This is a genomic window from Pseudomonas sp. Sample_24 (assembly GCF_004307605.1).
Lineage (GTDB): Bacteria > Pseudomonadota > Gammaproteobacteria > Pseudomonadales > Pseudomonadaceae > Aquipseudomonas.
On sequence record NZ_RCNW01000252.1, the window covers coordinates 1 to 12,314 of the forward strand.

At 59.3% G+C, this 12,314-nt stretch carries 10 protein-coding genes and 1 pseudogene; 2 read left to right on the top strand and 9 right to left on the bottom strand.

Annotated features, from left to right (window positions below; genetic code table 11):
* The 9 genes from D8V06_RS14100 to D8V06_RS14140 all read right to left on the bottom strand — a co-directional run.
* Nucleotides 1–746: MetQ/NlpA family ABC transporter substrate-binding protein (locus D8V06_RS14100; protein ID WP_130931157.1), on the bottom strand; the 746-nt coding region annotated here is incomplete at its 3' end.
* A gap of 133 nt (nt 747–879) precedes the next feature.
* Nucleotides 880–2,232 (bottom strand): LLM class flavin-dependent oxidoreductase, encoded by a 1,353-nt coding sequence (locus tag D8V06_RS14105; RefSeq protein ID WP_130931158.1) that lies wholly within the window; start codon nt 2,230–2,232, stop codon nt 880–882.
* The gene (locus D8V06_RS14110; protein ID WP_130931159.1) at nt 2,232–3,437 is read right to left on the bottom strand and encodes an SfnB family sulfur acquisition oxidoreductase; all 1,206 of its coding nucleotides are present in this window, start codon (nt 3,435–3,437) and stop codon (nt 2,232–2,234) included. Before D8V06_RS14110 ends, D8V06_RS14105 begins: the two co-directional genes overlap by 1 nt.
* A gap of 23 nt (nt 3,438–3,460) precedes the next feature.
* Entirely contained in the window at nt 3,461–4,702 is a 1,242-nt protein-coding gene (locus D8V06_RS14115) for an SfnB family sulfur acquisition oxidoreductase (protein WP_130931160.1), read from the bottom strand.
* Nucleotides 4,703–4,870: 168 nt separating this feature from the next.
* The gene (locus D8V06_RS14120; RefSeq protein WP_236708388.1) at nt 4,871–5,692 is read right to left on the bottom strand and encodes a hypothetical protein; all 822 of its coding nucleotides are present in this window, start codon (nt 5,690–5,692) and stop codon (nt 4,871–4,873) included.
* Nucleotides 5,693–6,147: 455 nt separating this feature from the next.
* On the bottom strand, nt 6,148–6,903 hold the full coding sequence (tcyN, locus tag D8V06_RS14125; protein WP_056852088.1) for an L-cystine ABC transporter ATP-binding protein TcyN: 756 nt from the start codon (nt 6,901–6,903) through the stop codon (nt 6,148–6,150).
* Between the two features lie 4 nt (nt 6,904–6,907).
* Nucleotides 6,908–7,573 carry a cystine ABC transporter permease gene (tcyL, locus tag D8V06_RS14130; protein ID WP_056852089.1) on the bottom strand — a complete coding sequence of 222 codons (666 nt, stop codon included), beginning with the start codon at nt 7,571–7,573 and terminating at the stop codon, nt 6,908–6,910.
* Nucleotides 7,573–8,373: a cystine ABC transporter substrate-binding protein gene (tcyJ, locus tag D8V06_RS14135; protein WP_056852090.1), complete on the bottom strand. Its 801-nt coding sequence runs from the start codon at nt 8,371–8,373 to the stop codon at nt 7,573–7,575. The genes tcyL and tcyJ overlap by 1 nt, the downstream gene beginning before the upstream one ends.
* A 316-nt stretch (nt 8,374–8,689) precedes the next feature.
* Nucleotides 8,690–9,688 carry a D-cysteine desulfhydrase gene (locus tag D8V06_RS14140; RefSeq protein WP_130904502.1) on the bottom strand — a complete coding sequence of 333 codons (999 nt, stop codon included), beginning with the start codon at nt 9,686–9,688 and terminating at the stop codon, nt 8,690–8,692.
* 191 nt (nt 9,689–9,879) lie between these two features.
* On the opposite strand from D8V06_RS14140, the gene epsC reads away from it, so the two are divergent.
* The gene (epsC, locus tag D8V06_RS14145; protein WP_130931161.1) at nt 9,880–10,806 is read left to right on the top strand and encodes a serine O-acetyltransferase EpsC; all 927 of its coding nucleotides are present in this window, start codon (nt 9,880–9,882) and stop codon (nt 10,804–10,806) included.
* A gap of 543 nt (nt 10,807–11,349) precedes the next feature.
* Nucleotides 11,350–12,314, top strand: a pseudogene (betT, locus tag D8V06_RS14150) (choline transporter BetT); the annotation flags it as partial.

Genomic DNA, 12,314 nt, shown 5'->3' on the forward strand with positions numbered 1-12,314 from the left:
GGCGAATGCTGATAGATGTCGACGAACTTGATCAGGCGCGGGTCGGTTTTGCTCTTCGGCTGGATCACGAATTGAATCACGTATTCCTTGTGATCGAGGCCGTCGAACAGCAGCGCGGAGCCCGCATCGAAGGTCTTCGACAATCGAATGTAGGCCGGGTAACCCTGGACCAGATCGGCGTCGTCGTAGGCACGCACCAGTTGCACGGCTTCAACCTGGAGAATCTTGATTTGCTTCGGGTTGGCGATGATGTCTTCTTCGGTGGCCTTGTAGCCGACACCGGGTTTGAGGGTGATCAGGCTAGCCTTGGCCAGCAACTGTAAACCACGACCGCTGTTGATCGGATCGTTGGCGATGGCGACGCTGGCGCCTTGCGGCAGTTCGTCGAAGCTTTTGTATTTTTTCGAGTAGAGACCGACGTTGTTGATGATTCCCGGCGCGAACGGCACCAGGTCAAAACCGGAGGCAGCCTTGGCGTTTTCCAGGAACGGGATGTGCTGGAAGTAGTTCACGTCGATGTCGCCGGCAGCGAGGCTGACGTTGGGTGCAATCCAGTCGGTGAACTCCACCAGCTCGACTTTCAGGCCTTGCTTCCCGGCTTCTTCGACCGCCGCTTCCAGAGGAATGGCGAAGGCGGCAGTGGTGCCGATTTTCAATGGAGCGTCGGCGGCGAAAACCGCAGAGCTGAACAGGCCGAGGGCCAGGGCCAGTGCTTTGACTGGGTGAGAGAAGAGCTTCTTGGTCATGATGTTTTTTCCAGTCAGTGCGATCGTTCCCACGCTCTGCGTGGGAATGCCTCTCGGGACGCTCCGCGTCCCTGCGGTTGTGACGCGGAGCGTCACTGGCTGCATTCCCACGCGGAGCGTGGGAACGATCGGGTTAGTGTCGGTAGTGAGAGCCGATATGTTGCTCAGGCAAATGCGCCCCTTCGCGAAACAGCTTTTCCCGCAGGCTGCCATCGTCATAAGCGGTCTTGTACGAGCCACGTCGTTGCAACTCGGGAATCACCAGTTCGATGAAGTCCACATAGCTTTCCGGCGTGACGATCCGCGTCAGGTTGAAGCCGTCGAGGCCGGTTTCGGCGATCCACGATTCCAGCTCATCCGCCACTTGCTGCGGCGAGCCGACCACGGTGATGTAGCGCCCGCCGAGAGCGTGTTGCTCCAGCAATTTGCGTCGGGTCCAGTCATTGTTCTGCAGGTTTTTGGTCGCTGACTGGATCGCGTTGCTTTTGACGTACTGGATCGGTTCGTCAATGGCGTACTCGGAAAAATCGATCCCGGTAGAGGCCGAGAAATGCGCCACCCCGGCCTCGGCACTGGCGTAGCTCAGGTATTCGGCGTGCTTGGCCCAGGCCAGTTCTTCGGTTTCGCCGACGATCACATTCAGGCCCATGAACACCTTGATGTCTTCGCGATTGCGCCCGGCGTCGACAGCGCTGGCGCGGACTTTGTCCACTTGCACCTTGGTCGACGCCTTGGTCTGGCCGCTGATGAACACGCACTCGGCGTGCCGGCCGGCGAATACCAGGCCACGATCGGAACTGCCGGCCTGGAACAACACCGGCGTGCGTTGTGGCGAGGGTTCGCACAGGTGATATCCCTCGACCTGATAGAACTCGCCGTTGTGCTCGACCTTGTGCACTTTGTCCGGTTGCGCATAGATGCGTTGCCGTGGATCGTTCAGCACCGCAGCGTTTTCCCAGCTGCCTTCCCAGAGTTTGTAGAGCACCTCCAGGTACTCGTCGGCCTGGTCGTAACGGCGGTCGTGCTCGACCTGTTCGCTAAGGCCCATGGCTTTGGCGGCGCTGTCGAGGTAACCGGTGACGATGTTCCAGCCCACCCGGCCACGGCTCAGATGATCCAGCGTCGACATGCGTCGGGCGAACAGATACGGCGGCTCGTAGGTGAGGTTGGCGGTGAGGCCGAAGCCGAGGTTTTTGGTCACGGCAGCCATGGCCGAGACCAGCAGCAGCGGGTCATTGACCGGCAGCTGGATCGACTCCTTGAGTGGAACGTCCACCGAATTCTGGTAGACGTCGTAGACCCCGACGATGTCGGCGATGAACAAGCCGTCGAACAAGCCGCGCTCGAGCAACTGTGCCAGTTCGGTCCAGTATTCGATGGTTTTGTACCGGGTCGAGGTGTCCCGTGGATGTGTCCACAGACCATGGTTGATGTGCCCGATGCAGTTCATGTTGAATGCATTGAGCAGGATCTTTTTCTTGGCCATCAGATGGTCCCCCGCAGTGGCGGGTTTTCATCGTTGAGGTAGTAATTGCCCACCGCGTGATACTTCCAGCGAACCGGGTCGTGCAGGGTATGCACCCGAGCGTTGCGCCAGTGGCGATCCAGACCGTGTTCCATCAGGGTTGCCTGGCTGCCGGCCAATTCGAACAGGGTGCTGCCGGCGGCCAGGGAAACTTCGCTGCTGATGGCCCGAACTTCGGCGACGGCAATCGATGCAGCGGCGACGGTTTCGGCGTTGGTGTCGGCCTGGGCCTTGTCGAGGAACTCACCGGCGCGCTCCAGCAGCGCTTCGGTGGCGTGCAAACGAATGCTCAAGTGGCCGAAGCTCTTGAGGGTCAGTGGATCGTCGGTGGCTTTTTCATGCGTCGCGTCGATCCACGGGCGGGTCTTGGTGCGCACGAAGTGCAGGGCATCTTCGTAGGCGGCGCGGGCGATGCCGGTGTCGATGGCCGCATGGAGAATTTGCGCCAACGGGCCGACCGGTGTCGGGCGCTCGAACGCGCTTTGAAACGGGATGACGTCTTCGGCGGCGACGAAGACATCTTCGAACACTACCGAGCCGCTACCGGTGGTGCGCTGGCCGAAGCCGCTCCAGTCGTCGATGACGGTCAAGCCCTTGCTGTTACTTGGGACGAAGGCCAATTGCTGCACGCCGTTTTCATCGATCACCGAGGTCGGGATGCGTTGGGCGTATATCGCACCGGTGGCGTAGAACTTGCGACCGTTTATGCGATAGCCCTTGCGCGCTCCCTGCACATCAGGGGTGAGGCGGGTGATGCGGTCGTGAGCGGTTTTGGTGCCGAGCTCGGCGAGCGCATTGCCGAAACGCTGTCCGGCCAGCACTTCGGCGTACAGGCGTTTTTTCTGCTCTTCGTTGCCGTTTACGCGCAACACTTCAAGGGCATAGAAATGGTTCTGCGGAATTTGCCCGAGCGAGCCGTCAGCCTGCGCAATCAGCGCGATGATCTTGGCCAGGGTGACATTGGAAACGCCAGCGCCGCCATACTCTTTGGGCACGCTGACGCCCCACAGACCGGAACGGGAAAACACTTCCAGCTCCGGGTGCGGCAGTCGACGCTCGCGGTCACGCAGTGCGCTATCGCGCTTGAAATCGTCGGCCAGGTCGCTGGCGACAATCAGGGCTTGCTCATCGCTGTTCAGGACCGCGACGTGCTGAGAACTTGTCATGTGTTTCTCCAGATGTCTGGTCGTCAGATCCAGGAGTGGCGAGCCGGCAACGTGCCGTTCAGGTGATAGGCACCGACTGCGTGATACTTCCAGCGCACCGGGTCGTGCAGGGTGTGCACGCGGGCGTTGCGCCAGTGGCGGTCGAGGTTGAATTCGGCGAGGGTCGCGCGGCTGCCGGCCAGTTCGAAAAGCTTTTCGCTGGCCAACAGTGAGATCTCGGTGGTCAGCACCTTGGCTTCGGCCACGGCAATCGAAGCGCGGGCGGCTGACTCGGCGGTGAGCGGCGCAGCGTTGACCTGATCAAGCACGTGTCCGGCCTTGCGCAGCAGGGCTTCGGCAGCGTGCAACTCGATTTTCAGTTTGCCGATGTCGGCGATCACATAGAGGTCATCACTGGCCCTGTCGACGTTGGCATCGATCCATGGCCGGGAGCGGGTTTTCACGAACTCGATGGCATCGTCGATGGCACCCCGGGCGATTCCGGCATCAATGGCTGCCTGGATCAATTGCGAGACGGCGCCCTGAGTATTGGGCTTGTCGTTGATCTTCCAGTTGTCCACTACCAGTTCGGCGTCGACCCGTACGTTGTTGAGCAAAACCGTACCGCTGGCGGTGGTGCGCTGGCCGAAACCGGACCAGTCATCGACGATGCGCAATCCCGGTGTGCCGCGACGGACGAAGGCCAGTACCTGCTTGCCATCCTCGTTCAGGGCCTTGACCGCAACCCAGTGCGCGAACAGCGCGCCGGTGGAGTAAAACTTTTGCCCATTGAGGACAAAGCCATCGCCATCGGCGGTGATGCGCGCCTTGAGGTCCAGCGTGTTCTTGCTGCCTCGCTCCGGCCCGGCATTGCCGATGCGCCAGCCCTCGAGCACGCTTTTGAACAGCTGTTTTTTCTGCGCTTCGGTGGCGCTGCCCAACACCAGGTTCAGGATGCCGAACTGGTTCTGTGGAATCTGTCCGAGGGCCGGGTCCGCCGCAGAAATGATCGCGAAAACCTCGGCCAGGGTGACGAGCGAAACTTGCGGGCCACCGTACTCCCGCGGGATACCAATGCTGCCCAGCCCGCTGCGGGTGAATTGTTCGATTTCCGACCAGGGCAACTTGCGCTGCTGGTCACGTTTGGCCGCGTGCAGGCGTGCTATCTGCGCCAGTTCGTGGGCGGCCTTGATGGCTTGTGCGTCGTTGCGCAGCACTTGCGCGGGCAACAACAGGGGGGCGATATCCAGATCACTCTGGACAATTGCATCTGCCAGACTGGACATCAGTGCCGCTCCTTGGCTGCACGCAATGCCCTGGCGATCTGCACTGGGGTGATTGTGTTCCGGACCATACCTACCTCACATCTCATGGAAACGCCGCTGGGGCGTAGAAAACAAGAATGTCCGGTGGTCCGGTGTATATACCCTAAGCGTTTATAAAAAAGTTATGAACTAACTTTTAGGAATATATATAGAAGGGGTGGTGGGCGCAGGGCAACACTTGCTGCTGTAGCAACAGCGCGCTTGTGCGGCCTCGGGTCGTTGCTTTTTCGCGACTTTCAGCCACGAACCGGCGCAACCAATTTTCAACGAACGTGCCGGCGCCCACCGTGAGTTGTTGCCGACCCGGTCGAGAATGCAATAAGTCACCTCCAGCCGCAGATCCTCGCCCGCCTCGATAATGATCGCTGGCGGCACCCATACCTGGATCGGCTGGCCCACGTCGCTCGCCTTGAGTCGTGGCAAGTCCATGCGCACATCGCCCCAGCGCAGGGTGATTTCGTCGTCCGCCGCCATGTTCAGGTACGGCTCGATGGTCAGCGGCACGCCGCGTTTGATCTGGTTGGGATTCACGCCCTGGCGGCGAATCGTTTCAGGGATGCTCACGGGGGCCAGCCGTTGGTTTTCGTCGCCGCACAGGTTGGAAGGTTCGCCACCCGGACAATCGAGCTTGACTCGAACGCGTCCGACAGCCGATACCGCCGGCCCCCGGCCAATCTGCATGATCCGGTAATGAATGCGCGAGGCGCCATTGGCAATGAAACTCTCGGGTACGCGCAAGTGGACGGAACGGCCTACATCGTCGGGCGTGACCACCCTGGAGGCGACGTAGCAGTTGTCCCAGAACAGTTCGATGAGGTCGCCTTCGTCCATCGCAGGGTAGGGCGGCACATCGATCAGCAGGTGCGAGGCCGATACGATATTGATGTCGCTTTTGTGAGATTGCGCCAGGGTTGGGGCTGCGAGTTCGGGATGGTTCGAAATGTTTTTCATGGAGTCTCCTTGAAGTTGTTGCAGCGAAGTCCGTTTCTGAAAAATAAATGCATCAAGTGCGAGTAAAAAGGCAATTGCTTATTTTGTTTTAAATAACGGGTGACGCGTCTTGGTGACTAGATAAGAGTGCGGGTGAATCAGTGTCAATAGCGATTGTTAGTTAGGCTTGGAATATGATTTTATTCAGAAAAGTCCTACGCATTAAAGTTAAGAAGCGCTATGGGTGAGTAGAAAATGCTTATAAATACAGGGCGAGTCGGGCTTGGATGCGCGGGGAGGGCGTGCGGCGGGTGATTGGTGGATGCGGGGGAATTGGCAGTGAAAGTCTGTTGCGGGATATATATATGTACTGCGCATGCGCACAAAATATTAACTATGGTTTTTTGATTTTGTTATGCGCAGGCGGGCGGTGGGCGCAACTTCCGTCCGTGGAAGTTGGCAGTGTTGCCAAGGTGTTAGTTGTGTGAGTTATTAAGGAATTTACTGAGGAACTGCTTCGTGCGTTCTTCTTTCGGATTGGCGAATAGTGCCTTGGATTCGCCTTGTTCGACGATCACACCCTTGTCGAAAAACACCACGCGATTGGCCACGTCACGGGCGAAAGCCATTTCGTGGGTCACGATGACCATCGTGCGATTCTCTTCGGCCAGGCCGCGGATCGTCGCCAACACTTCACCGACCAACTCCGGGTCAAGTGCCGAGGTCGGTTCATCGAACAGGATCACTTCCGGTTCCATCGCCAGCGCGCGGGCAATCGCCACGCGTTGTTGCTGGCCGCCCGAGAGGCGGCGCGGATAAGCGTCTTCCTTACCCGCCAGGCCCACCTTGGCCAACAGTTTCTTGCCCAGGGCAACGGCGTCGGCATGCGGGATTTTCTTGACGATGATCGGGCCTTCGATAACGTTTTCCAGGGCTGTGCGATGGGGGAACAGGTTGAAATTCTGAAACACGAAGCCCACGTGCTGGCGCAGGTTGCGCACCAGACTTTGTTGCTGGTTCAACGGGCGGCCGGTATCGATCTCGATATCGCCGACCTTGATCCGGCCACTGGTGGGCTCTTCCAGAAAATTCAGGCAACGCAGGAATGTGGTCTTGCCCGAGCCGCTAGGCCCGATGATCGCCACGACCTCGCCTTCCTTCACTTGCAGGTCGATGCCGTTGAGCACCACTTGACCCTTGAACTGCTTTGTCAGTTTTTCCACGACAATCATTGGGTCAGGACTCCTGGTCGTGCCGATTGACCCGCTCTTCCAACTTGTTCTGCAGGTGCGAGAGCACCGTGGCCAGAATCCAGTAGATCAGCGCGGCGGCAAGATACATGGTGAACACTTCGAAGGTGCGGGCGGTAATCAGTTGTGCCTGGCGGAACAGCTCCGGCACCTGAATGGTGGCCGCCAGCGCGGTGTCCTTGACCAGCGAAATGAAGCTGTTGCCCAGTGGCGGCAATGCGGTGCGCATCGCCTGCGGCAGGATGGCCCGGCGCAGGGTCTGCGCACGGGTCATGCCGATACTGGCAGCAGCTTCCCACTGACCGCGCTCGATGGAGCTGATCGCGGCGCGCAGGATCTCACAGGCGTAGGCGGCCATGTTCAGCGAAAAGCCGATCAGGGCCGCCGGCAGTGGATCGAGTTCCATGCCCAGTTGCGGCAAGCCGTAATAGATCACGAACAGTTGCACCAGCAACGGCGTGCCGCGAAAGAACGATACGTAGACACGGGCGATCCAGCTCACCAGCTTGAAGCGCGACAGACGCATCAGTGCCAGGCCGAAGCCCAGCACCAGACCGAAGAACATCCCGCCCAGGCTCAGGATGACCGTGTAGTACGCGCCCTTGAGCAGGAAGGGCAGGGAATCGAGTGCGAGTTGAAAAGCTTCTTCCATTATTGAGTGACGTCAGCGTTGAAGTATTTTTCCGAAAGCTTTTTCAACGTGCCGTCGGCGCGCAGCTTGTCGATAGCCTTGTTCACTGCAGCCAGCAGCTCAGGCTCGCCTTTGCGCAGGGCAATACCGGCTTCCTGACGGGAGAATGCTTCACCTGCCGCAGTGGTGTCTTTTGCCTTCTTGGCATATTCCAGTGCGGCCAGACGGTCGATCAGGATGGCATCGATGCGGCCCACGCGCAGGTCCTGGAATTTGGTTGGATCATCTTCGTAGGTGCGCACGTCAGCGGTCGGTACGTTGGCTTTTACCCACTCTTCGTAGTTGGTGCCCAGGCCTACGCCGACTTTCTTGCCGCCCAGGTCGGCAGCCGACTTGATGTTCAGCTCGGCTGCCTTTTTCGTCAGTACCAGCGCCTGAATCCCGGAAACGGTGTACGGCTCGGAGAAGTCATACTTCTTCTTGCGTTCTTCGGTAATGGTCACCTGGTTGATCACGGCGTCCAGACGCTTGGATTCCAGGGCTGCCAGAATGCCTTCCCATTTGGTCGGTTGCAGCTTGACCTTCACGCCCAGCTCTTTGGCCAGCGCTTCAGAAAATTCGACTTCGAAGCCCGACAGCTTGCCGCTTTCGTCGACGAAGCTAAACGGTGGATAAGTGCCTTCCAGGCCGACGTTGATTACGCCTTTGTCCTTGATTTGTTGCAGTTGCTCACCGGCAACCGCCTGGCCGATCAGGCCGGCGCTCAGTGCCAGGCCCAGCGAACCCACCAGCAGATTTCGACGTAGTGCGGAAAAATTCATGACAAGCCCCTGTGTTTTCTTATGGAAGACGCTTAAGGAAAGTTGGCAAATTCGGGATTGGAACGACTGCGATATCCTGCCCTAAAGCAGCTTATGCGTCTCGCAGCAAATTCGCCTGCGGCATGACTATATGATGGCGTTATTAGATTAGAAAATAATAAATTCTATTTTTGTTATGCATTAATAGAATAATTGGTCGGCAATGGGTGATCGTTCCCACGCTCCGTGGGAATGCCTCATGGGAGGCTCCGCGTCCAGTGACGCGGAGCGTCACGGGCTGCGTTCCCACGCAGAGCGTGGGAACGATCAGCCATCTCTAGTCCTGCAAAAAGCTTGTATAGGCAAACAACGCCGGCGCCCCACCGGTGTGCAGGAAGATGATCGGCCCCTCATCGAAACGCTGACGTCCGATGCCATCCAGCAGTCCGGCCATGGCTTTGCCAGTGTAGACCGGGTCAAGCAGCAGGCCTTCCTGACTGGCCAGCAATTTTACCGCCGCCAACGTCCCGGCATTCGGCTCACCGTAGCGCGGCGCGAAATACTCGTCCCACAATTCGACCTTGAAGTTCGCCGGCAACGACATGCCCAGCAGCTCGGCAGTGCGCTCGGCCAGACCCTGAACCTTCGGGCGTTGATCTTCATCGCTGCGAGAAACCGTCACGCCGATCACTGGCAACTGCGGCAACGCTTCGTTCAACGCCAGCGCCAGACCGCTATGGGTTCCGGCGCTACCGGAAGCCAGGACGACGGCGGCGAAGTCCAGGCCGGTGTCCTTGATCTGCTCGGCCAGTTCCAGGCCTGCGCGCACGTAACCCAACGCGCCCAATGCATTGGAGCCACCGATGGGCACCAGATACGGTTTTTTGCCGTTGTTGCGCAGGCGGGCGGCCAATGCCTGCAATTGCTCATCGGCATTATCGAGATTCTCCACCCGCTCGACTTTGGTATGGAACAGATCAAGCAACAACCGATTGCCGTTGCCGACGTAATTGACGTCATCGGTGCCAAGCGGGTTTTCCAGCAACGCTACGCAGCCAAGGCCCAGCTTGGCGGCAATGGCAGCCGTCTGGCGTACGTGGTTCGATTGCAGCGCGCCCGCGGTGATCAAGGTATCCGCGCCCTGGGCCAAGGCATCGGCGGCGAGGTATTCGAGTTTGCGCAGCTTGTTGCCGCCCATTGCCAGTGGTGTCAGGTCATCGCGTTTGACGTATACATCGCGGCCCAGCCACATCGACAGGCGTTCGAGTTTTTCCAGGGCGGTGGGCTGGCCGAGCAGGTCGAGGCGGTTAAAGCGGGCAAGCTGTTGTTTGATCATGGGTCCGTACTGGCGGTGAATGATGTCAGGACTATAGGCACGCCAATTTCCCCGGGCAACCGTCAATCGCTTATAGCCGATGGTGCTTGATACAGCACAATTGGTTCTTAATTTGGCCCAAGGCCCTTGCCGTAAAGTAATCGCCGTTGACGCGGCCAGACTGTCCGGCCGCTCCGTGAGGAGTTTTTACCGTGAGTGAGCGTTCCAGCCATTGGCAATTGCAGACCATCGTCAGCCAACTGCGCACGGCCCGTGATCAGTGGCGTGCACAAAACGGCCGCGTCAGCGGCGAGCAGGGCGGGCGCGAGCTGCCGTCCCGGGCGGCCATGGCGGAGATTCTCGAGGCCCTGTGCGGTGCGCTGTTCCCGATGCGTCTGGGGCCAGTGGATTTGCGCGAAGAGAGTGAAGACTTCTACGTCGGCCACACCCTCGATGTCGCGCTGAATGCGTTGCTGGCGCAGGCACGGCTCGAACTGCGGTATGCGGCGCGCCACAGCGCCCAGGCCGAGGCTGAAGTCGAAGGCAAAACCATTCAGATCATTCAGGATTTCGCCCTGGCACTGCCCGGGCTGCGCAGCCTGCTGGACACCGACGTGTTGGCGGCCTATCACGGTGATCCGGCGGCGCGCAGTGTCGATGAAGTGCTGCTGTGCTACCCGGGGATTCTGGCGATGATTCACCATCGTCTGGCCCATCATTTATATCGCGCCGGCCTGCCGTTACTGGCGCGGATCAGCGCAGAAATCGCTCATTCGGCAACCGGTATCGACATTCACCCGGGCGCGCAGATCGGCCGCAGTTTCTTCATCGACCACGGGACCGGCGTGGTGATCGGCGAGACCGCGATCATCGGCGAGCGCGTGCGGATTTATCAGGCTGTGACGCTGGGTGCCAAGCGTTTTCCCGCGGATGAAGACGGTCAATTGCAGAAGGGCCAGGCGCGGCATCCGATCGTCGAGGATGACGTGGTGATTTACGCCGGGGCGACAATCCTCGGGCGGATCACCATCGGCAAGGGCTCGACCATTGGCGGCAACGTCTGGCTGACCCGCAGCGTGCCGGCGGGTAGCAATCTGACTCAAGCGAATTTGCAGTTGGATGATGGAGCGCAAAAGTAAGCGCCACAATGATCGTTCCCACGCTCCGCGTGGGAACGCCTCCAGGGACGCTCCGCGTTCCGGTTCACGCCTCCATCTCAAGCCTGGCACCGCAGTGACGCGGAGCGTCACGGGCTGCATTCCCACGCAGAGCGTAGGAACGATCAAAAACGATCGCCTCCTACCCCCCATTGATCGTTCCCACGCTCCGCGTGGGAATGCCTCCAGGGACGCTCCGCGTTCCGATTCGCGCCTCGATCTCAAGCCTGGCACCGCAATGACGCAGAACGTCACGGGCTGCATTCCCACGCAGAGCGTGGGAACGATCGCCTTCTACCCCTCATTGAGCTAGCGTAATTACGCGACCGCCCAGCCCTGCGATTAGTCCTTAGCAGCCTATTCATGTTTAACTTGAACGTTCATTCAAGTTAAACCGGTGGTTCGCTGCCCGCTCACAACAGGAGGCTTGCCTTTGCTGAGTCCGATTTCTACAGCCACGATTTCCCCCTTCGAGGTGCACCGTTCATGAGTGCATCGTCCGTTCCGTCAAGCGGCCTGGTCCGCATGAATCCGCCGGTGTTTTACTTTGCGGCGAGCTTCATTCTGTTGTTCGGCGTCGTGGTCATTGCCATGCCCGAACAGGCCGGTGCCTGGTTGCTGGCTGCGCAAAACTGGGCGGCCAATACGGTCGGCTGGTACTACATGTTGGCGATGACCCTGTATCTGGTCTTCGTGGTCGTCACCGCGTTATCGGGCTACGGCAAGATCAAACTCGGTGCCGACCACGACGAGCCCGAATTCAGTTACCTGTCCTGGGCCGGCATGCTGTTCGCCGCCGGGATCAGCATCACGCTGTTCTTCTTCTGCGTGTCCGAACCGTTGACCCATATGCTCCAGCCGCCCCAAGGCGAGGCGGGCACCGCGGACGCGGCGCGCCAGGCCATGCAGATTCTGTTTCTGCATTGGGGCCTGCACGGTTGGGGTGTGTTTGCCTTTGTCGGCATGGCGCTCGCCTATTTCGCCTATCGGCATAACCTGCCCCTGGCGCTGCGTTCGGCGTTGTATCCGCTGATCGGCAAACGCATCAACGGCCCTATCGGTTATGCAGTGGATGGCTTTGGCATCATCGCCACGGTCTTCGGTCTCGGTGCTGATATGGGCTTCGGCGTGCTGCACCTCAATTCCGGCCTGGACTATCTGTTCGGCATCGCCCATACCCAGTGGATTCAGGTCGGGCTGATCACGCTGATGATGGGCGCAGCGATCATCGTCGCCGTGTCTGGCGTCGACAAAGGCGTGCGGGTGATGTCCGACATCAACATGTTGCTGGCCTGCGCGCTGCTGCTGTTCGTATTGTTCGCAGGGCCCACGCAGCATCTGCTCAATACGCTGATCCAGAACGTCGGTGATTATCTCGGCGCCTTGCCGATGAAGAGTTTTGACCTTTACGCCTATGATAAACCCAGCGACTGGCTGGGCGGCTGGACCGTGTTCTATTGGGCCTGGTGGATCGCATGGTCGCCGTTCGT